The following is a 20,015-nucleotide window of genomic DNA, read 5'->3' on the forward strand; positions in this document are numbered from 1 at the left end:
TCGATGGCTCAACTGGTTTAAACGGCAAGAGCCATGTAGACTAGCGCGCACGCAACTCAACAAGCAGAGCACGATCAGCCTCACCCCATGCCTTTCAATATCCCGATTCTCCTGACCTGGCTACGCGTCGCCCTCATTCCGCTGGTCGTTGGGGTCTACTATCTCCCCGAACACTGGCTGCACGTGGCCGACCGCAACCTGGCCTCCACGCTCGTGTTCATCGTCGCCGCGATCACGGACTGGTTCGATGGCTACCTCGCCCGGCGCTGGAACCAGACGTCGGCCTTCGGCGCCTTCCTCGACCCCGTCGCGGACAAGCTGATGGTGGCGGGCGCACTGCTCGTGCTCGTGCAGCTGGACCGCGTGAACGCCATCATCGCCTTCATTATCATCGGCCGCGAGATCACGATTTCCGCGCTGCGCGAATGGATGGCCGAGATCGGCGCACGCAAGTCCGTTGCCGTCAGCTCGCTGGGCAAGATCAAGACGGCCGCGCAGATGGTCGCCATCCCGATGCTGCTGTTCCACGATCCCATGTTCGACGGCGTGCTCGACATCCACAAGTGCGGCGAGATCCTGCTGTGGATCGCGGGCGTGCTGACGGTCTGGTCGATGTTCTACTACCTGCGCCGCGCGTGGCCGCTGATCAAGGAAAAGTCGGGCACTGTATAAGTTTCTGCTGGGTCATCCTTGACACATAGCTCAGCATCTCTATAATGCCTGCCTGTTGCAACGACAACGCAGCAAACGAAACGAAGCGGGAGTAGCTCAGTTGGTAGAGCGCAACCTTGCCAAGGTTGAGGTCGAGAGTTCGAGACTCTTCTCCCGCTCCACAGTTTGCCTGTCGACGTAATAAAAAGGTTGTCTTGGAAAGCAGTCGAAAATCTGAGATAATCGCAAGTTCCAGCGACGCGGGAGTAGCTCAGTTGGTAGAGCGCAACCTTGCCAAGGTTGAGGTCGAGAGTTCGAGACTCTTCTCCCGCTCCAGTCATCGCAAGATGATGCTGGGGCAAACAAGTAAGACTCCATGCGGGAGTAGCTCAGTTGGTAGAGCGCAACCTTGCCAAGGTTGAGGTCGAGAGTTCGAGACTCTTCTCCCGCTCCAGTGTTTTACGAGCGTAGTACGTGATGAACTCCTAAGCGGGAGTAGCTCAGTTGGTAGAGCGCAACCTTGCCAAGGTTGAGGTCGAGAGTTCGAGACTCTTCTCCCGCTCCAAGTGATTCGCGATGGTAGTACCCGATGCGGGAGTAGCTCAGTTGGTAGAGCGCAACCTTGCCAAGGTTGAGGTCGAGAGTTCGAGACTCTTCTCCCGCTCCAGTTACAGAGAAGCCAGCCTTCTCGTGTCGCTGCGACAGATAACCGGTCGCTGTGGCATAGTCAAGTCTCCTCCGGCGAGGTAGCAAAGCGGTTATGCAGCGGCCTGCAAAGCCGTCTAGACGGGTTCGACTCCCGTCCTCGCCTCCAGCATATCTGTAGATCAGCGCTTCTGCGCTGATCTACGTCAGCGATGTAGCTTGTCCTTTCAAATCGACGCATTACGTTTGCGACACTACATACGGCTCGATCACACCGGTGCATTGGCGGACCTTCAACATTAATGCCATAATTTGGATCTCGACAATTCCAGTCCTCGGATTCGCTGGCGAGGGCGTAACCTGGGCAGGTCCATGAGTAACATGAAAGCGTCCATGCAGGTGTTGGAGTTATTTCCGACGCCGGTTTTCGTTGTGCAGACCCAAGGGGTAGACAACGAGGAACTGGCGCGCCAGATCTATGCCATTCGCGACGAGGAAGTCGCAGCCGGCATCGCCGACAAGACCGGCCTGTCGAACTATGGCGGCTTCCGTAGCTATGACCTGTTGCCGCTCCCGGGGTTTGCACAGCTCAAGCAACTCGTGCTGCGGGTGCTCAACGAATGCATGGTCAAAGGCGCATGGTTTGCGGAACCGGAGGTCACGGAAGCGCAGTTCGGCGCGATGTGGGGGGTTATCAATGGCAAAGGGCACGCCAACAGCCCCCACAATCACCCGGGCAGTTGGATCAGCGGCGTGTATTACCCGCAGGTGCCAGCCGCGAAAGAACGTGCGGGTTCGCTCTGCTTCCGTGATCCGATCCTGGCGCGCACCTTTACCCGCAGCTTTTACCGCAATGTGCCGGCCGAGGCGGCATCCGTGGTGCCCGAAGTGGGCAAGCTGATCATGTTCCCAAGCTGGGTCGAACACCACGTCGGCCCCAACCTGACCGATGAGGATCGCATCGCCATCGCGTTTAACATCGACCACGCGAAAGCGCGCTAGCTTTTCGAAGCCGCGCTTCAGCAGGCGTTCAGGCGCACCCCGAAGAACGCGTTGACGGTCAGCCGTCCTTGTTCCGGATCGGCGCTGAGCAGCTCCGGATGGCGGATGTCGCCGCTGTGGTAGATCGTGCCATCATAGAACAACGCGCGGTTGAACGCCGCCGGGACGGTCGCCATCTTTTCAAAATATGCGTTGGTCTTGGTCGGATACGCGGGGGCGCTGTCGATCAAGGCCGAAAACGCGTCACGGTCCATGTGCTGCCCGCGGGCCATCATGGCCGACAATGTCGCGGTGTCGACCCGCGGTCGAAAAAAACTCGTGCCACCCAGCCGTTCATCCTTGAACAAATACAGGACCATGGCGAAATTGCCTTCGCCCGGCTGGAAGGGACCGCCATCGACATGCGGGATTCTCTGGAATGGCTCGAGATTTTCCGGCTTGCGCGTGACCATCGACATCCTGCACAAGGCGCTGCGGGTGCGCCGGGCGCCAAGCTGGCCCCGGATATATTGTGAAAAAAACGCTTCGAATGCCTGGTGCGCGGCTGGGGGCAACCGCAGTTCCGGCCCGGGATAGTAGTGAGAATCTTCCGGCGAAAAATCCGCGCGCCGCGCGACGGCATGGGCGATGAATTGCATGGGATCGCGCAGGATATTGTCAACGACTACATAAGAACGGCCATCGCTCAGCGCGACTTTACTCATCGAGGGATTTGGGTTGAACATGGGCGGCTCTGAATTAAAAGGATCAGCTCGGCCGCTCTGCGCGGCAGAACCGCTGGACGTAAGCCTGATGCGATGGCAACTGCTGGACCGTCCTTTCGATCTTCTGGCGAATCGAGCCCAGGAACTGCGACAGCTCGGCATCGCCCATCAGGTCGGCCGACTGGTGATGCTGCTCGGGCATGATGCCCTGGCCCAGCATGACTTGCAGCCACGACGACTCGGTAAACAACTCACCCTCGGTGCGGAACACCCGTCCGGTTTCGCGGAACAGGTCGATGCGGTGTTGCAGCGATGCCGGCACTTCCATGTTCCTGGCAGCTTCCCAGTATGGGGTATCGGCGCGACTGGTCACCTTGTAATGCAGGATGATGAAATCGCGGATGTGGGCGATCTCCCTTTGCACTTGGGTGTTGAACTCGTCGATGTCGGAGCGGCAGATGCCGTCGGCCGGGAACATCTGCATCAAACGGATCAGATTACGCTGGATCAGGTGGATGCTGGTCGACTCGATCGGTTCCAGAAAGCCGCTCGACAGGCCGATGGCGACGACGTTGCCTTTCCACGATTGCTTGCGCTGGCCTGGCTTGAACTTGATCATGCGCGGCTGCGTCAGCGGCTCGCCATGCAGATTGTCGAGCAAGATCTGCATGGCTTCCTCGCCGTCCATATACTTGCTGGAGAATACGTGGCCATTGCCAACCCGGTGCTGCAGCGGGATCCGCCACTGCCAGCCGGCGCCGCGCGCAATCGCGCGTGTCATCGGCACCGGTTCGCCCATCAATTCAGTCTGTACCGCGATGGCGGTGTCGTTAAACAGCCATTGCGACCAGTCGTCGTATTCCACCCCCATGGTCTGGCCCAGCAACAGCGAGCGAAAGCCGGTGCAGTCGATGAACAAATCGCCTTCGATCAAGGCGCCGTTTCCGAGCTTGAGCCCGGTCACGTGGCCGCTGGCGGCGTCAAGCATCACCTGGTCGATCTTGCCTTCCACCCGCTTGGCGCCGAAACCCTCGCTGTACTTGCGCAGGAACCTGGCGTACAAGGTCGCGTCGAGATGGTAAGCGTAATTCATGACGTCGTTCGGCAGATGCGCGAAGCGGCCAAGCTGGGCCGACCTCAATTCCAGGCAATAGTCGCCGAAGTCACTGGCCAGGCCGCGCTGGCGGCCCTTGTGCCAGAAATGCTGGAAGCCCGCAGACCAGTGGTCGACGCCGGTCAAGCCGAACGAGTGGATATAGTCCTCGCCGGGCGCGCGCCAGTTCTCGAAGCTGATGCCCAGCTTGAAGGTCGCCTGGGTTGCCCGCATAACGTCGGCTTCGTTCAGTTCCAGCAACTGGTGAAACTGAATCAAGCTGGGTATGGTCGCCTCGCCCACCCCGACGGTACCGATCTCGTCGGATTCGACCAGCGTGATGTCCAGTGTCTTGCCCAAGATCCTGGAGATGATGGCAGCGGCCATCCAGCCGGCTGTGCCGCCGCCGGCGATGACGACGCGCCGCACGGGCTTCCTGCCGATATTTTCCGGATTGTTCTGTTGCATGGGGTGTCTCCTGCTACCGTTTTAGTTTCTGCATGATTGCGGCGCGCATGGATCGCGCCTTGTCGAGATCGAGCGGACCGAGGACGCCGCGCGCCGGTTCCGGGATATGCGCCGCTTCACTGCCGTCCGCTTCAAATATGTAGTGGCGGAACACCTCTTGCCATGCCAGTCGCTGGGGCGGCGGCAGTTCGCGCAGCGTCAGGATGGCGTGCATCAGCGTATTGACCGGGGCATCCATATAGCCTGGCGACTGGCGCCACCAGTAGTTGATCAGGACGTTAAAACTGTCGAGCCCCTCGATATGGTGCCACCACATGCTGGGTATGAAGATGGCGTCGCCCGGCAGCAATTCGGCCACCTGCGCATGCGCCATGGCCTCGGCAAACCTGGGGAATTTCACCAGGTCCGGCCGATGAAAATCGACCAGGCTGATGGGCTGATTGGCCGGCGCAAAATCGAGCGGCCCGATGTACAGGTTGCTCAACTGCTCGGGCGGGAACAAGGTGAAGCGGCGACGCCCGGCGGCCACGCAGGCCAGGTTATCGGGTAGATCCTGGTGCGCGGGAATGCGCGAACGGTTGCCAGTCCACACGCTGACGAGCGGATCGCGATCGCCCAGGTCGAGATCGTTTTCGTCCCGGAAGCCTGGCAGGCAGGTGTCCACTGTCGTCGAGCCGACATAAAAAGTCGGCGCACACGGGTCATCGAGGTGTTCGAGCACTTGATCGAGGATCGCGTCGAGCCTGGCGTTGACGGCGTCGAAGTTGAACCCGCTGATGTCGTCGTTATAAAAATAGCGCCCCGCGATCTCGGGCGGACCGATCAGTGCACGGACCACCTCGCCCCGGTAGAAGCGGCGCAGATAGGCGATACCCTCGCGCTGCGAGCGCAGGCTGGCCTTGACCAGCGGCCAGCTTGCGACCAGGCCGCGCAGCACCAGCGGCTCGGTCGCAGTGAGAATGGCGTCAGTCAGCGCGGAAGGTAGCGCGCCGCTGATCTCGCGCATCGGTTTAGCCATCGACCGCAACGCGCTGGTTTTTGCGCTCGATGAGCTCGCGCAGCTGGACGAGCGATGCACCCATCTGATGGGCAGCCATCAGGTAGCCGTGCCGATGCAGGTGCGCAAGCGCCGCACCGTCGAGCGCGGCGAGCTTTTCCTCGTTGATCGTCGAAAAACCAAGCAGCTGGTTGTGCGAGCCGTTGTTCAATTCGATGTCGAGCGTGAACGGCTCGATCAGGTCATAGTCGAGCAGCGCAGCGACAAAGCCGGCGTTACTCTGCAGGCCCTGGTGCAAGGCCAGCAGCAGGCTGTTGACTTGTTCCAGCAGCTCGCTCTGGCCGCCGTATTCGAGAAACAGCGGATAGCCGGTGGCCGTGCTCACTTTTGGATGATCGAGGTCGACATGCACCAGCAGGCCGTCGCCGGACAGTCCCATCGAGAAGGGCTGGCGCGCCACGGCCATCGGCACGTACAGCGCATCCCAGGCATCGGCGCCGGCAAACAAGTTTTCGCCCTCGACAAAACCGAACAGCGCCACCGGTTCGTAGCGCTGTTCGTTACCGGTCTCGCGGAACACGATCGGATAGTGGGCCAGCACATTGCGAAACTCGGCCGGGAAGGTCGGGCAGATCGTGTCGCCGTCACCGAACCGGGTGCCGCGGCCAAGAATGATTTTCAGGTCTTTGTGTTCGACGTTGTTCAACAAAACACGGTGGGTCATTGCTTGCCTCTTCATTCAAATGTCATTGACTACCTGGTCGGCATGCCGTGATGCACGATATGCCCGATCAGTTCGCGGTTGCCTGGCAGCCCCGCCAGCATCTTGCGGGTCATTGCGGCCGCCTGGCGGAAGTAGCCGTCGGCCAGATCGGCGTGCTCGCAGTGGCGGATCCGCCGGTCCACCTCCGGCACCAGCCCCATGCCGTACATCACGTATTGATAACTGGCGGCGGGAAACAGCTCTTCGATCCGGTGCAGGTCGTAGCGCGACGGCGGCTGCGTGCGCCAGAGCGCGAGCAACTCGTTCAGGCGCGTGGGAATCGATTCCGGCGCCCGGTGATCGCGCCAGTACTGGCTGGCGTTGCGCCGGCTGAGCACATAATGCAGCTTGAGAAAATCGATCACCCGTTCCCAGCGGTAGGTGAAGGCATCGTTGAAGCGTTTGGCGATGATGTCCATCACGGCGCGGTTGGCCGGCATGCCGTCGCTGAGCATGGTGGCGGACAACTCCACCATCGCCAGTGCCGACGCCTCGAGCGGCTCGATGAATCCGGCCGACTGGCCGATGGCCACGCAGTTGCGATGCCAGAAATGGTCGCGGTAGCCGGGCTCGAAGCCGAGCTTGCGCGGCGTAGTGAGCATCGGTGCGCCACCGCCGCTGCGTTCGACGTAGGCCAGCAAGGCCTGCTCGGCCTGCGCGTCGCTGGTGTGGGCGCTCGAATACACGTGGCCGATGCCGCGCCTGGTCGGCAAGCCGATATCCCAGATCCAGCCGGCTTCCTGCGCCGTCGACCTGGTCTGCGATGCGATCGGACTGGCCGGCTCCGGATAGCCCAGCTGGACCACGCAAGCGCGGTCATTGAACAGGATATGCTGTTGCGGCAGCAGGGGTACGCCATAATGCTTGCCCAGCAATAGCGCTTGTGAGCCGCTGCAATCGATGAACAGATCGCCCTCGATGGCGCCGCCCAGCTTGGTCTGCACCGAGGCGATGTCCCCGTCATCGTGCGCATGGACCGCCACCACATGGTCCGGCACGTGGATCACGCCGAGTTTCTCGGTGCAGTGGCGCCGCAAGAACAGACCGAACCTGGCGGCGTCGAGGTGGTAGCCATAGTTGGCCACGGCGGCGAACTCCGGCGTCGTCGCCTGCTTGGGCGCCCTGCCGGCGCGGCACAGGTGCGGCTGGACGCTGACCAGATCGGCAAACGGCACGGCGCCGTGCTGGCGCTGCCAGCTCGCGGCCAGATGGGTCTCGCCATAGCCGTAGGGGAGTTCGAACGGGTGGTAATAAGCGTCGTCATCGCTGCCGTCGACCCAGCCGACGAACAGCGAACCCTGTTTGAACGAGGCGTCGCAGGCGCGGAAGAAATCGTTCTCGGAAACGCCAATGCGGTGCAAGGTCTCACGCATGCCGGGCCAGGTTCCCTCGCCGACACCCACCGGCGCCACCTCGGGCGATTCGATCAGGGTCACCTTCAAGGCCGGGCCGGCAGGGGTCTGATGCGCTGCCGCGACCAGCGCGGCGGTCAGCCAGCCGGCCGAGCCGCCACCGACGATCACGACCTTTTCCAGGGGTTGACTACGCACGCGAGTTCCATCCAGTAAGTAGTGTAGCGATTCAGTGTAGCAAGAAAAAAGCAGGCCATGGTCGTCACCACGGCCTGCTTCAGGACCTGCTCACTTATCAAGTGCCGACTTCAGCAATCAGAACGTGTAACGTGCGCCGACCATGTAACGCGGGCCGGTTTGGGTTGCGTTCAGGAAGTGGGCCTGGGTGCGGCCATACTGGCGTTGCGTCGAATTGGTCAGATTGATCCCTTCGAACAGCACGTTCAGGTTCTTGGTCACGGCATAGCCCACGCTCAGGTCGGTCTGACCATAGGCCTTGGTGTACACCGGATCCAGGTGGCCGCCGCCATCGGTCTTCGAGGCCAGGAAGGAGTCGCGCCAGTTGTAGGCAAGCCGTACCGTCCAACCAAAGTTTTCATAAATACCCACCAGGTTGGCCGAATTGCTCAGCCCCAGGATTGCGAACTGATCGGTGGTTTGGTCGTTCTTGTATTTCAACGGCGAGGTCACGTAGGTGTAGTTCGCCTGAACGCCAAAGCCGGTCTCGCCGAACATATGCTGAACGGCCAATTCGGCGCCATGCAAGCTGGCCGGATTCGCGTTCACGAAGCTGGAGGTCCTGAACTGCATCAGCGGGTCGCTCGGGATGCCCGTGATCACACCGGTGGCATTGCCAACGGAGTTCACACCGGTCTTCGTGACGCCAGGCTGGCCGTTGTAGGTGTTGAGAATGTAGTTACGGATGCAGTTGGTGTCCGCAACGGTGCAACCACCAGTCGCCAGGGCAGCTTTATAGTACCCGCCGCCGATCGGGGTATGGATGCCGTACTGGTTTTCCAGGACCTGGCTCTGGGCAGTGTAGTCAGTCAACTTCTTGTTGAACAGACCCAGCGAGGCGACGCTGTGCTTGGTGAAGTACCATTCGAAAGACAAGTCCAGGTTCTTCGACTTCACCGGTTTGAGGCTCGGATTACCCGTCGCAGCAGTGCCACCCAGATAGTAGTCGGAACCGGTGCCGATGTTCAGGCCGCCCTGCAGCTCGTTGTAACGGGCGCGGCTGATGGTGACGCCGGCGCCGGCGCGCACCTTGAAGTTCGAGGTCACGTCGAAGTCGGCATTCACGTTTGGCAACACGTTGCTATAGGAGCCATGCGTGGTCGAGTAGGCGGTACCGGCAAAGGTCAGCGGCAGCTCATTCTGCGAAATCCAGGTCACGCCCGTCGCCGGGAGCACCTGGGCCACCGAAGTGACCTTGGTTTTTTCGAAGTGCAGGCCGACCGAGGTGTGGACCGGAATGGCCAGCTCCCAGTCCTGGCTCAAGGCCACGTAGGCCGTCGTCGTTTTTTCCTCCAGACGCTGGTCGCTGTCGGTCGTGGCGAAATTCGGCAGGAAGCTTGCTTGCGTTTTCAGACCGTCGTTACTGACATAGCCAGGCTTGGTGGCGGCGGCGGCGGTTGCCGCGCGCAGTGCGCCGAAATCGGCCGTGTAGAAGTCCCTGAACATGCCGGCCGCGCCGGCGCCACCGAACTGGTCGAAGTAGCTGGCGGTGTCGCTCTTCTGGAACAGGCTGGCGGGATAGTCGTTCTTGCTCGTCAAGCCCGACCATCCGTTGTTCTGCACGAGCGATGAGGTCGAGCGGTTTTTCACGTCGGTATAGCCGACACCGAAGTTCAGGTTCGACGCGTCGGCCACCTTCCACTCGCCGCTCAACTGCAACTGCTTGACGGTCGACTTGACGTAGGTGTTGGAGAACTGCGAACCGGTTGCCTGGATCGGCTCGGCGGCCACGTTCGTGCCGTCAATGCCCAGGATCGGCAGCTCGTGGGTGAAGTCGATCGAGGTTCTGCCGCGGCTGAAGCTGGCGTTGCTCAGCTGATTGCTGCTGCCCCATGGGCTGTCGGCTTTCGATTCGGCGCTCGACGAGTGGGCGTCGAGTGTGAACCTCAGGCCGGACTGCGGTTTCCAGACCGTGTTGAAGCCGACCGAATTGAGGGTGTTCTTGGTGGCATAGTCGGCTGAGATGACCGACATATCCTGCGGCGTGTTGTACACCTCGGAGTAAGTCAACGGTGCCTGGTTGCTGCCGCCCGGCCAGGTGCTGGTCGAGGTCGGGGTTTGGGCAAACCAGACGCTCATCTCGGCGCGGCGGGTGTGCAGCTTGTTCTGCGCGAAGGTGTAGTCGAGGGTTGCGGTCAGTTCTTTGACCGGACGGAATTGCAGCACGGCCTGGCCATTGACACGCTCGCGCTCGAGACCGTTGACCTGGTAACCAAAGTTTTGTGGGCGCTCATACAGATCGTTCGGACCTGGACGGTTCGTTACGCTGCCGACGGGCGCACCGGGCTGCGGCAAGGTCGAGCCGTCAATCACATCCGAACCTTTGTAGGGGCCGATCCAGCCATTGGCGATCTGGGCACGATTCAAGCCCGAGTCGCGCTTCGAGTAGCTGGCGTTGCCGCTAAAGCCCCACATGCCATCTTTGGTGACGGTGCTGAAGATGCCGGAAACTTCAGGCGTAACGCGCTTACCCTTCAGCAAGTCGGGCAGGTTCTGGCTCGACTGGTCCACCACGCCCTTGACGCCAACGCTCGCCACGGTGCCCTTTTGGTCGAAAGGACGCGCGGTCATGATGTTGACCGTGGCGCCGATGCCGCCGGACGGATCCTGGGCGCGGCTGGTCTTGTAGACCTGCAGCTGCGAAATGGCATCCGACGCCAGGTTGTCGAAGGAGAACGAGCGGCCGTTCGCGTCGTTCAGGTCAGCCGTCGGCATTTGACGGCCATTCAACAGCACCAGGTTGAAGTCGGGGCCCATGCCGCGCACCGTGATCTTCTGGCCTTCGCCATTTTGACGGTCGATAGACACGCCGGTGATGCGCTGCAGCGACTCGGCCAGGTTCGTGTCCGGGAATTTACCGATGTCTTCAGCGACGATACCGTCGACGATACCATCGGAGTTCTTCTTCAGGTTCAGCGTCGACTGCATACTGGCCCGGATACCGGTCACCACGACGGTATTCGTCGCGACGCCCTGCGCGGGCGTGGACCCCGTCTGGTCGGTCGGCGCGGCGATGCCGTTGGCGGCGCCCATATCCTGCGCATGGGCCGGCGCAACCAGGCCGGCACAGGCGCTCGCAACGGCGAGGCTGATCAGGCGATGCCTGGTGTTCAGGTGATGGGAAAAAACCCTCTTGGTGTGTTGCACTATGTCTCCTCTCGTCTCTCGAAAAAACGCCGGACCCGACGGGCGGCGGCGTCCGTGCTGGTGGTGCTACAACCTGGCGGCCCGCATCGGGTCATTGCCGGCGGGTCTGTTGTCCGCTGCAGCGGCTGCGGCAGCCGTCGCTTTGTTGCCTCATTTATCATTGATAGCGGACATCATTTCCCGTAGATTAATGACACTAAATATTTTGGTCAATCGATCAAACCAAACGTTTGCCCCAACAATGAGCGTCGGTGCACCGCGGCGGGACTCAGTTTGATTGTGAAAGCGGGGATTACGTAACATACGTACGTTGATGTCGGTACGTACGCGAGAAATCGATTTCATAATTAAATCAATCACTTCATCCAATACGATGAGGATGACCAGGCCGTGAGACTTCGCGTTGCGAGACAGGAAAGATGTTGCAAATATGCATTTTGCATGATCAACAAATTTTTCCAACCCGTTGCATAATCATCACAACCACTTGATTTTCTTACCCCATGCAAGTTACCGGTGACCAGCAACTCCTCAAACAACTGAACCGCATGGCCGTCGTACGCCAGGTGAGCACCCAGCCCGGGCTGTCGCGCGCGGCGCTGGCCGACGTGCTGGGCCTGACCAAGGCCGGCATCAGCCTGCTCGTGCGCGCACTGGTCGACGAAGGCTGGCTCATCGAAAGCGAGCTGCTCGTGACGGGCGAAGTCGGCCGGCGTGCCACGCCGTTGCATCTCGATCCGTCGCGCCTGGCCCTGCTCGGTGCCGAACTGGGCGTGGACGAAGCCCGCGTCGTCGCGACGAACCTGCTGGGCGAAGTCCTCGACACGCGCATCCTCACGTACGAGGATCCGGGCGACCCCACGTCGTGCATCCGGCTGGCCGCGCTCGCGCTCGCGAAGCTGGCGAAACGGCTCGGGCGCCCCGTTCTCGGCGTGGGCATCGGCCTGCACGGCGCCGTCGACGAGGCGCTGGGCCTGCTGCACCACGCGCCCCACCTCGGCTGGCGTAACGTGGACGTGGCCGGGATCGTCCAGGCCCACGCCAAGGGCTCGCCGCTGGACGGCCTGCCGCTGTACGTGCAGAACGAGGCGAACGTCGCCGCGCTGGGCGAGTTCGAATTCGCCGACCAGGCCAGCACCGATCCCTTGATTTATCTGTCAATCGGCTATGGCGTGGGCGCCGGCGTGATCGTCAACGACCGCTTGCTGACCGGCCTGCACGGCTTTGCCGGCGAAGCGGGCCACGCGATCCTGCAGGCCGGCGGGCCGCTGTGCTCGTGTGGCAGGCGCGGCTGCGCCGATGCCCTGATCGGCCTCGGCGCGCTGCTAGGCACCGAACTGCCCAGCCATCCCGCGCTGGACCGGCTGTTCCGCCGCGTGGTCGACGGCGACCCCGCCACCTGCGCCGCAGTGGACGCAGCCGGCCGCCAGCTCGGCGTCCTGCTCAACAACCTCTGGGCCAGCTTCGACCCGATGGCGATCGTCATCGGCGGACCGGCAGTGCGGCTGGGCGACACGCTGATCGAGCCGGCGCGGCGGGTGCTGGGCGAGTACGCGGATGCCGCGATGCTGACCGCGCCGGAAATCCGCACTTCGCGCTTCGGTGCGGACGTGGTCGCGGTAGGCGGCGCGGCGCTGGCGCGCCACCGGCTCACGCGCCCGCTCGACCTGCAGAGCATGGCGCGGCGGGCCGACAAAACGGGGCGCCAGGCGCGGGCGACCAATGGCGAACTGGGCCTGGCGCGCTAGATTAGGAAGGCCGATGCCTCCGCAATTACATACGGCTGTGCTGCGGGTACGCGGAACGATGATCAAGATGCTCGACCGGGCGGCAGCTTGCCCATCGCTGAGCCGTTTGGCCCCTAACTCCGTTCGCCGGCCGAACTCATGATGTGACAGACTGGACCAGTCGCGGTGGAGCTTGGAATCGTGCTGAACGAGATGGCAGAGGTCGGCTCTCTAAGACTACAGACACTGATCGAGGTAGGGATTAGGTATGTATGCCTTGCCGGGACCTTACGTTTACCGGCGCGATCCGATCGACCCTGCTCCGGTCTAGAGTAATAGTCGAGCCGTAATTGCTGCGTGAATATCGCGTTGGCGGTGTCGAAGCAGGGATCGTAGACGCTTGCAGTTAAAGCCGCCATGCAGCTTGCCAAGCAAGTCGCGAACGAAGCGCAGGCCGAAGCCACGCCTGGGGATGTCAAGTAAAAGTCGATGGTAGACGGCGCTCTGCACCTCGAATGCGACGAACTCATGTGGTGCAAAGTGTGGTGCTGAGCTAACTCTTTGATTTGTAAGAGCCAAAACGGCCTGCAAAGCCGTCTGGACGGGTTCGACTCCCGTCCTCGCCTCCAGCATTCTTTCAGATCAGCGCATTGGCACTGATCTACGTCACCAGTGAACTTCGCTCGTTTACGCATCGCAGCCTTCAGGCATGCGTACGTCGGTCATCGATGTGCCACTTCAGCTCCGATAGCCCATATCAGAACGTGTGACGTACTCCAGTCTCTACCTCACGTCCGCTGAAGCCGTTTCTTGCCGAGTTCAGGCGCACACCGCCACCGTTCTTCGTATAGCCGGACGCCGCATAGAGAAATGTCCGTTTGCTGAGCGGGTAGGTGTAGTCCAGAGCGTACTGGTCGGAGACCCCGTTGCGGAACTCCCGGATGTCGTTGCGATTCCACGATGCGCACATCGTGCCGCGCCCGGCGCCGACGGTCACCCCGGTCATGTAGCTGCGCATCGCCAGCGCGCCGCCATTGCCGATGCGCGTATCGCCATAAATGCCGTGGAACTTGACCGGCCCGAGATCGTAGACGGCGCCGACGACCGCGCTTTTCACGTTGACGTTCGCGGATCCCAGATGTGCTGGGCCGACCAGGGCACCCAGCGGCGTCGATGCCGCGCCGAGGTCGACGCCGTCGGCATGCTGGTACGCCGCGCGTACATTCCACGCGCCCGCCACGTACGATACCGAAGCGAAGTCGCTGCTGTTGCTGGCGAAGCTCCCAGCCTTTTCGCCGAACGCGTGGCCGGCGTAGAACCCGATGCCGTTGTGCAGTCGGATGCTGTACGTGACCGCATTGTCTGCCCGGGACAGTGGATCGGCTTTTCCGAGGCCGTAGGCGAACACCCGTTGCGCGTTGCCGGTGCCGTTGATGACGAACGGATCGACCGTGAACAGCACGTCGTAGACCGCGGTCGTCTGCCTGCCGAAGCGGATCGAACCGAATCCGCCGTTCAGCCCGACCCACGATTGCCTGCCGAAGAGACGGTTGCCGTAGCCCAGTGTGCCGTCGTCGGCGTTGAAGCCGCTTTCCAGTTGGAAGCTGGCCGAAAGTCCGCCGCCCAGCTCCTCGGTGCCGCGAAAGCCGAAGCGCGACGCCCGTTGCTGCCCCGATCCAACTGAAGGCGTGTTGGCGTTCGACGTAGTGGCGTTTCCGTAACGTAGACCGACGTCGACGATCCCGTACAGCGTGACATTGCTTTGCGCGGACGACGTGCCGCCCACCAGGACGAGCAGTCCCGATGCGATGATCTGCTTTTTCATTTGGTATTGACCGAACAGGTAAAGGAGTGGCGTTCGCCCGGCTTGCACGCCGGGCGATCCGATGCCGCATGCGAGCGGGTAGCGTTTATTTGTTTGCGAAGACCCGGTGCGCGAACGCGGCGATCGCGTCGGCCATGGCTTGCGGCTGTTCGGGCGCCAGCGCATGGCCGGCATTCGGAATGACGACGACGGTGACCCGGTCGCCCAGCATGTTCTTCAGGACCTGGGAAAAGCGCCGCGGCGCCACGGCGTCGTTTTCGGCCTGGAGGTCGAGGATGGGGGCCGTGCCGGCCGCGAAGTAATCGTCGACCGGCGTCGTGTTGCGCGCGTGCGATTCGGCCTCGTGCGTTTCCGAGTGCCAGCCGGTCAGCCACACGCGCGGGTCGTGACCGGGCGCGAAGAAGGCCTTGCGCAAGTATTCGATGCGCTGGGCTTCCGGCAGCTTCATGTCGGAGGGGCCGTCGATGGCCTTGCGCATCTCCGGGCCGATCGGTTTTTCGTTGGACCCGGGCGGCACCTTGCCGGCCGACGCGGCCGCGACGACGACGCCGCGCACGAGGTCGGGCCGGTCGGCCGCCAGCTGGCGCGCCGCGAAGTTGCCCCAGGCATGGCCGACCACCACGACCGGTCCCTTGTTCTCGTGCTCGATCACGGCGGCGACGTCCTTCGCGAAATTGTGCACGCTGAGATTCTCCATCGGACCTTTGCTGAGTCCGATCCCGCGCGGTTCGGGACGCAGCACGCGGAACCCGTCCGCCACCAGTCGCTCGGCGACCTGGTCGTAGTCCCGCACCGAGCGACCGAGCGACGGCAGCATCACGATGACGGGGCCTTGTCCCTGGCGCATCACGTCGATCTGCACGTTGCCGTACTTGACGAGTTGATGATCCGCCGTGCCGGCGGTGCCGGCGAACGCGCATGCCGACAAGGTTGCGGCGAGGACGAATGCGTAGCTGAGCTTGCGAAGTTTCATGTGAGTCTCCTGTCTGTCGTGGTTATTCGTTTTATTTCGCGCCGATCGGGTCGAGTCCCGTCTTCACGAACGTCGCTGCGGCCTCCGGCGTCTTCAGGTAGGCGAGGAAGGCTTCGGCGGCCTTGCGCTCCCTGGCGTCCTTGCCGATCGCCGCGGCGATGACGCTGACCTTTTGCACGGCTTCCGGGAGCGGACCGACGTACTGGATGCCGGGAATGGCGCGCAGCTCGCTGATCTGCTGCAGGCCGAGGTCGGCGTCGCCGCGTTCGATGGCCGTGCCGACCAGTTCGCGTCCGTGGATGGGTACGCTTTTCGCCTTCATCGCGTCGGCAATGCCGAGCTCGGGGAACAGGGTGCCGACGATGTACTTGCCGCTCGCGCCCTCGGAAAACGCGACCGACTTCGCCGCGAGCAGCGTGGCGCGCAGGCTGTCGACCGACGCAATGTCCGGCCGGGGCAGGCCCGCGCGTACGGCGACGCCGACGCGCGACTCGGCCAGGTCGACGGCGGTCGCGGGCAGCAGCTTGCCTTGCTTGATTTGATCGGCCATCGCCGCCTTGATCATGAAGCACGCGTCCATCGCTTCGCCGGCCTGGATGCGCATGGGCAGCGCATCGGGCGAGCTACCGTAGGACGGGCCCCACGACACCACCAGATGGTGGCCGGACTTCTTCTCGAAGTCGGGGCCGAGTTGCCTGAACGCCGCCGACAGCGCGCCCGTGGCGAGGACATGGATGTCGGCGGCCTGCGCCGTGGTCGACAACAATCCCGAACAGCCGAGGGCAAGCAGGGCTGTCGCACAAGCACGGTTACTTGATTTGTTCATTCCATCGTCTCCTTGTCGTTATTTGATTGATGCAATCGTGTGGTCAGAAATACAGCCGCTTCGGGTTATCCACCAGTACGGCCTGTGCGGTCGCCGCGTCGCCGCAGACCTCTACCAGGAAGTCGAGCAGCTGGCCGTCGTCGGGCACGGGGCCCTGGATGTTCGGGTGCGGCCAGTCCGTGCCCCAGATCGCGCGCTGCCGCGCGGCGGCGAGCAGGCGTCGGGCGAGCGGCAGCGCGGCGGGCCACGGCGCCGGCGCGCCCTGCATCGCGCGGTCGACGCCGGACAGCTTGAGCCACCGCTGCGGATGCGCAAGATGGCGTTCCAGCCGCTTCAGGGCGGGCTCGTCCCATTCGCGCGTCGCATCCTGGCGCGCCATGTGGTCGATCACGAGCGGCATGTCGAGGTCGCGCCAGGCGTCGAGGACCGGCAGGACTTGCGCCAGCTGTCCGTGCAGCAGCGCATGCCAGCCCAGGGGGCGCACCCGTTCGGCGACGCTGCGCAACCGGTCGAGGTCGCGTTCGCCGGGCAGGTGTCCCATGAAATTGAAGCGCACGCCGCGGACCCCGCCGTCGTGCAGCGAGCGCAGGTCGGCGTCATCCATGGTCTCGTCGATGAGCGCCACGCCGCGGTAGCGTCCATCCGTCGCCGCGAGCGCCGCCAGCAGCGCGCTGTGGTCCGACTGGTAGCAGGCCGCCTGCACCAGCACGCCGTGGCCGATCCCGAGCCGTTCGTGCATCGCCAGCAGCTCGGTCATGGGCGCCGCTGCCGGCCGGTACGCGGCCGTGGCGGGCAGGGGAAACGCGTCCCACGGTCCATAGATATGGGTGTGGCAGTCCCACGGGCCGCCGGTGAGCGCGAGCCGGACCATCAGTCGCACCTTGCGGTCATGCCGCCATCGACGATGATTTCGGTGCCGGTGATGAATTGCGCTTCGTCGGACGCGAGGAACAGCGCCGCGTTGGCGGTATCCCGGCCGTCGCCCATGAAGCCGAGGGGGATGCGCGCGAGCCGGCTGTCCAGCAGCTTGTCGACGTCGCCGCCGCTGCGCTGGCCGGCCAGGCGGACTTCGACCATCGGCGTATGCAACTGGCCCGGCACGACCGTGTTCACGCGGATGCCTTTTTTTGCATACTCGACGGCGACGACCTTGCCCAGCTGGATCACGCCGGCCTTGCACGCGGCATACGCAACCTGCGCGGAGCCGGTCCAGCGGATGCCGGAGGTCGACGCCGTGTTGACGATGGCGCCGCAGCCCTGCGCTTCCATCACGGGCAGCACGTGCTTGCAGGTCAGGAATACGCTCTTCAGGTTGAAGGCGACCTGCGCATCCCATTTGTCTTCCGACAGCGCGACCGGACCGCCGGCCGCCGAGCCGCCCACGTTGTTGACCAGGATGTCGACGCGGCCGTATTCGGCCTGGCACGCGGCGACCATGGCCTCGACGGCGGCGCTGTCGGTGACGTCGCACGTGTGCGCCGTGATCGTGCCGCCGGCTTCACGGACGCGTCGGACGGTCTCCTCCATCGCTTCCGCGCTCTTGTCCACGGCGAAGATCTTTGCGCCCGCCTGCGCGAACAGCACGGCGACGGCGCGGCCGTTGCCCCAGCCCGGGCCGACGCAGCCGGCGCCGGTGACGATGGCGACCTTGTTGTTCAGGCGTCCCGGCGCCGTGGACGGGTGTGCGGTTGAAGTTTCCATGCTGCTTTCCTTAATTCGTGGAGGTAGGGAGTTCCGGTGCGGCGCCGGCGGGCGGCGGCACCTCGAAGACCTTGATCGTCATCGAGATCAGCGTGTAGTAGCCGGCCACGCCGACCAGGTCCACCAGGGCGTCGCGGCCGATTTCGCGTTCGAGGTCGGCATACAGCGCGTCGTCGATGGCGCGGCGTTCATGGAGCTGCTGCATGAACGCGTGGATCAAGGCTTCGTCACGCTTCGTGAAGGCCGGCGCGCGGCCGTCGCGGATCGCATCGAGCACCTCCGGGGACACGCCGGCTTCCAGCGCGAACGGCTTGTGCGCGGCCCACTCGTATTCGGCGAGCCAGTGGCGGCCCATCAGCATGATGGCGAGTTCGGACAGGCGCGGCGGCAGGCTGCTGTCGTAGCGGCAGTAGCGGCCCAGCGCCTGGGCGCGGTCGGCAAGCTGCGGGCGGTGCAGCCACACCGCGAGCGGGCCGCGGACGCCCTTGCGCGGGCCGCTGGCGATGGCGTCGTGGACGGCGCGCTGCGCGGCGTCGAGACGCTCGGGATCGATAGGCGAAATGCGTGGCATGGTGGTTCCTTGGTGTCAGATGTTCGATTGGGCCGGCTGGGATTGCGCCGCGGCCTTGTCCGGCTGCAGGCGGGTGCGGCGCGCACGCGTTCCCGTCTCGCGGGCAAACGCATCCGCATCGAAGCCGTTCTCCCAGCGCGAGATGGCGAAGACCGCGATCGTGTTGCCGACGACGTTGACGAGGGCGGTGGCGGTCGCCATCACGCGGTCGATGCCGAACAGCAGGCCGAGGCCGCCGAGCGGCAGCGTGCGTACCGATTGCAGGGTCGCCGCGAGTTTCACGAACGCGCCGCCGGCCACCGTGGTGCCGCCCTTCGAGGTCAGGCTCAGGATGGCGAGCAGGCCCAGCTGCTGCCAGAGCGAGAACGGCGTGTCCGTCGCCTGTGCGATGAAGCCGATCGCGATCGCCATGTAGATGGACGTGCCGTCCAGGTTGAAGCTGTAGCCGGCCGGCAGGACAAAGCCGACGACGACCTCGTCGCAACCGGCGCGCTGCAGTTTTTCGAGCAGGCGCGGGAAGGCGACTTCGCTGGACGCGGTGCCGAAGATCAGCAGGATCTCGTCGCGGATCAGTTTCAGCACGCCGAAGAACGGCAGGCCGATCATCCAGCTGATCGAGCTCAGGACGCCGAACACGAACACCAGCGATGCACCGTAGTAGACGACGATGACTTTCAACAGGTACACGAGCGTCATGCCGCCGTAGCTGCCGATCGCGGCCGCCATGGCGCCGAACGCCCCCAGCGGCGCCAGCTTCATGATGAACGCCAGCATCTTGAACAGGACGGCCTGCGCTTCGTCGATGCCGCGCAAGAGGGTAGAGTCGGCGCCGACCGAGACGTTCAGGGCCAGTCCGGCGAGGATAGAAATGATGAGGACCTGCACGATGTCGCCCTTGGCGAATGCGTCCACGAGCGTGTGCGGAATCAGGCCCAGCAGGTAGTTGACCGCGGAGATCTGGCCGGCGCCGGCCGTCGCCTTCAGGGCGTCGGCGCTTTCGACCATGTTCGTCGCATGCAGTCCCGCGCCGGGTTCGAAGACGTTCACGAACACGAAACCGATGATCATCGCGACCGTGCTGACGACTTCGAAGTAGACCAGGGATTTCAATCCCAGCCGTCCCAGCTTGCGCATGTCCTTGACGTGGGCGAGGCCCTGGACCAGGGTGCAGAAGATGATCGGTGCCAGCATCATCTTCAGCAATGCGATGAAGCCCTGTCCCAGCGGTTTCATCGCGATGGCGGTGGCGGGCGCCAAGAGACCGAGCACGACGGCGCACGCCAGCCCGATCAATACCTGCACATGCAGTTTCTTCAGTTGTTTCATCACGTCT

At 63.2% G+C, this 20,015-nt stretch carries 16 protein-coding genes and 6 tRNA genes; 9 read left to right on the plus strand and 13 right to left on the minus strand.

All coding sequences use genetic code 11. The features are described 5' to 3' along the window. Positions 1-87 precede the first annotated feature (87 nt). From pgsA to ASD28_RS30570, 8 genes are all read left to right on the plus strand, one after another. Positions 88-672, plus strand: coding sequence for a CDP-diacylglycerol--glycerol-3-phosphate 3-phosphatidyltransferase (gene pgsA / locus ASD28_RS30535; RefSeq protein WP_056137323.1), 585 nt, complete (start codon positions 88-90; stop codon positions 670-672). A gap of 85 nt (positions 673-757) precedes the next feature. Next, positions 758-833, plus strand: a tRNA-Gly gene (locus ASD28_RS30540). 78 nt (positions 834-911) lie between these two features. Beyond that, positions 912-987: transfer RNA gene (locus ASD28_RS30545), tRNA-Gly, on the plus strand. A gap of 42 nt (positions 988-1,029) precedes the next feature. Continuing rightward, positions 1,030-1,105: transfer RNA gene (locus ASD28_RS30550), tRNA-Gly, on the plus strand. 35 nt (positions 1,106-1,140) lie between these two features. Then, positions 1,141-1,216, plus strand: a tRNA-Gly gene (locus ASD28_RS30555). 26 nt (positions 1,217-1,242) lie between these two features. Next, a tRNA-Gly gene (locus ASD28_RS30560) sits at positions 1,243-1,318 on the plus strand. A 73-nt stretch (positions 1,319-1,391) separates the two neighbouring features. After that, a tRNA-Cys gene (locus ASD28_RS30565) sits at positions 1,392-1,465 on the plus strand. Between the two features lie 212 nt (positions 1,466-1,677). Next, complete coding sequence (locus tag ASD28_RS30570; RefSeq protein WP_056137325.1) at positions 1,678-2,298, plus strand: TIGR02466 family protein; 621 nt, start codon at positions 1,678-1,680, stop codon at positions 2,296-2,298. 17 nt (positions 2,299-2,315) lie between these two features. Here the strand turns inward: ASD28_RS30570 and ASD28_RS32240 are convergent, their stop codons facing one another. The 6 genes from ASD28_RS32240 to ASD28_RS30600 all read right to left on the minus strand — a co-directional run bounded on the left by ASD28_RS32240 (position 2,316) and on the right by ASD28_RS30600 (position 11,059). Continuing rightward, positions 2,316-3,023, minus strand: coding sequence for a DUF6445 family protein (locus tag ASD28_RS32240; protein ID WP_156404021.1), 708 nt, complete (start codon positions 3,021-3,023; stop codon positions 2,316-2,318). A gap of 22 nt (positions 3,024-3,045) precedes the next feature. Beyond that, complete coding sequence (locus ASD28_RS30580; RefSeq protein ID WP_056137328.1) at positions 3,046-4,563, minus strand: tryptophan halogenase family protein; 1,518 nt, start codon at positions 4,561-4,563, stop codon at positions 3,046-3,048. A gap of 13 nt (positions 4,564-4,576) precedes the next feature. Continuing rightward, positions 4,577-5,569: a cupin-like domain-containing protein gene (locus ASD28_RS30585; RefSeq protein ID WP_229412333.1), complete on the minus strand. Its 993-nt coding sequence runs from the start codon at positions 5,567-5,569 to the stop codon at positions 4,577-4,579. A 4-nt stretch (positions 5,570-5,573) separates the two neighbouring features. Then, positions 5,574-6,284 carry a SapC family protein gene (locus ASD28_RS30590; RefSeq protein ID WP_056137332.1) on the minus strand — a complete coding sequence of 237 codons (711 nt, stop codon included), beginning with the start codon at positions 6,282-6,284 and terminating at the stop codon, positions 5,574-5,576. A 29-nt stretch (positions 6,285-6,313) separates the two neighbouring features. Continuing rightward, positions 6,314-7,873 (minus strand): tryptophan halogenase family protein, encoded by a 1,560-nt coding sequence (locus tag ASD28_RS30595; protein WP_056137334.1) that lies wholly within the window; start codon positions 7,871-7,873, stop codon positions 6,314-6,316. Between the two features lie 117 nt (positions 7,874-7,990). Continuing rightward, a complete protein-coding gene (locus tag ASD28_RS30600; RefSeq protein ID WP_056137336.1) occupies positions 7,991-11,059 on the minus strand; it encodes a TonB-dependent receptor in 3,069 nt (1,022 codons plus the stop codon). 503 nt (positions 11,060-11,562) lie between these two features. Between ASD28_RS30600 and ASD28_RS30605 the strand changes: the two genes are divergently transcribed. Further along, entirely contained in the window at positions 11,563-12,807 is a 1,245-nt protein-coding gene (locus ASD28_RS30605) for an ROK family protein (protein WP_082577682.1), read from the plus strand. A 736-nt stretch (positions 12,808-13,543) separates the two neighbouring features. Here ASD28_RS30605 and ASD28_RS30610 read toward each other — a convergent pair. The 7 genes from ASD28_RS30610 to ASD28_RS30640 form a co-directional block, all read right to left on the minus strand. Continuing rightward, the gene (locus ASD28_RS30610; RefSeq protein ID WP_056137340.1) at positions 13,544-14,611 is read right to left on the minus strand and encodes a porin; all 1,068 of its coding nucleotides are present in this window, start codon (positions 14,609-14,611) and stop codon (positions 13,544-13,546) included. A gap of 85 nt (positions 14,612-14,696) precedes the next feature. After that, positions 14,697-15,584, minus strand: a complete 888-nt coding sequence (locus tag ASD28_RS30615) for an alpha/beta fold hydrolase (protein WP_056137342.1) — start codon at positions 15,582-15,584, stop codon at positions 14,697-14,699. 31 nt (positions 15,585-15,615) lie between these two features. Beyond that, complete coding sequence (locus tag ASD28_RS30620; RefSeq protein WP_056137344.1) at positions 15,616-16,410, minus strand: substrate-binding domain-containing protein; 795 nt, start codon at positions 16,408-16,410, stop codon at positions 15,616-15,618. Positions 16,411-16,453: 43 nt separating this feature from the next. Next, the gene (locus tag ASD28_RS30625) at positions 16,454-17,281 is read right to left on the minus strand and encodes an amidohydrolase (RefSeq protein ID WP_056137345.1); all 828 of its coding nucleotides are present in this window, start codon (positions 17,279-17,281) and stop codon (positions 16,454-16,456) included. Then, positions 17,281-18,111: an SDR family NAD(P)-dependent oxidoreductase gene (locus tag ASD28_RS30630; protein ID WP_056137348.1), complete on the minus strand. Its 831-nt coding sequence runs from the start codon at positions 18,109-18,111 to the stop codon at positions 17,281-17,283. Before ASD28_RS30630 ends, ASD28_RS30625 begins: the two co-directional genes overlap by 1 nt. A gap of 10 nt (positions 18,112-18,121) precedes the next feature. Further along, positions 18,122-18,682, minus strand: a complete 561-nt coding sequence (locus ASD28_RS30635) for a carboxymuconolactone decarboxylase family protein (protein WP_056137350.1) — start codon at positions 18,680-18,682, stop codon at positions 18,122-18,124. Between the two features lie 15 nt (positions 18,683-18,697). Beyond that, on the minus strand, positions 18,698-20,008 hold the full coding sequence (locus ASD28_RS30640) for a cation:dicarboxylate symporter family transporter (protein WP_056137352.1): 1,311 nt from the start codon (positions 20,006-20,008) through the stop codon (positions 18,698-18,700). Positions 20,009-20,015 lie beyond the last annotated feature (7 nt).

Source organism: Massilia sp. Root133 (assembly GCF_001426525.1).
GTDB classification, from domain to species: domain Bacteria; phylum Pseudomonadota; class Gammaproteobacteria; order Burkholderiales; family Burkholderiaceae_D; genus Telluria; species Telluria orientalis.

Bases quoted from the DNA above. Each gene is read 5' to 3' on its own strand.
- pgsA (WP_056137323.1), top strand. From the start codon at position 88: ATGCCTTTCAATATCCCGATTCTCCTGACCTGGCTACGCGTCGCCCTC.
- ASD28_RS30570 (WP_056137325.1), top strand. From the start codon at position 1,678: ATGAAAGCGTCCATGCAGGTGTTGGAGTTATTTCCGACGCCGGTTTTC.
- ASD28_RS32240 (WP_156404021.1), bottom strand. From the start codon at position 3,023: ATGTTCAACCCAAATCCCTCGATGAGTAAAGTCGCGCTGAGCGATGGC.
- ASD28_RS30580 (WP_056137328.1), bottom strand. From the start codon at position 4,563: ATGCAACAGAACAATCCGGAAAATATCGGCAGGAAGCCCGTGCGGCGC.
- ASD28_RS30585 (WP_229412333.1), bottom strand. From the start codon at position 5,569: ATGCGCGAGATCAGCGGCGCGCTACCTTCCGCGCTGACTGACGCCATT.
- ASD28_RS30590 (WP_056137332.1), bottom strand. From the start codon at position 6,284: ATGACCCACCGTGTTTTGTTGAACAACGTCGAACACAAAGACCTGAAA.
- ASD28_RS30605 (WP_082577682.1), top strand. From the start codon at position 11,563: ATGCAAGTTACCGGTGACCAGCAACTCCTCAAACAACTGAACCGCATG.
- ASD28_RS30610 (WP_056137340.1), bottom strand. From the start codon at position 14,611: ATGAAAAAGCAGATCATCGCATCGGGACTGCTCGTCCTGGTGGGCGGC.
- ASD28_RS30615 (WP_056137342.1), bottom strand. From the start codon at position 15,584: ATGAAACTTCGCAAGCTCAGCTACGCATTCGTCCTCGCCGCAACCTTG.
- ASD28_RS30620 (WP_056137344.1), bottom strand. From the start codon at position 16,410: ATGAACAAATCAAGTAACCGTGCTTGTGCGACAGCCCTGCTTGCCCTC.
- ASD28_RS30625 (WP_056137345.1), bottom strand. From the start codon at position 17,281: ATGGTCCGGCTCGCGCTCACCGGCGGCCCGTGGGACTGCCACACCCAT.
- ASD28_RS30630 (WP_056137348.1), bottom strand. From the start codon at position 18,111: ATGGAAACTTCAACCGCACACCCGTCCACGGCGCCGGGACGCCTGAAC.
- ASD28_RS30635 (WP_056137350.1), bottom strand. From the start codon at position 18,682: ATGCCACGCATTTCGCCTATCGATCCCGAGCGTCTCGACGCCGCGCAG.
- ASD28_RS30640 (WP_056137352.1), bottom strand. From the start codon at position 20,008: ATGAAACAACTGAAGAAACTGCATGTGCAGGTATTGATCGGGCTGGCG.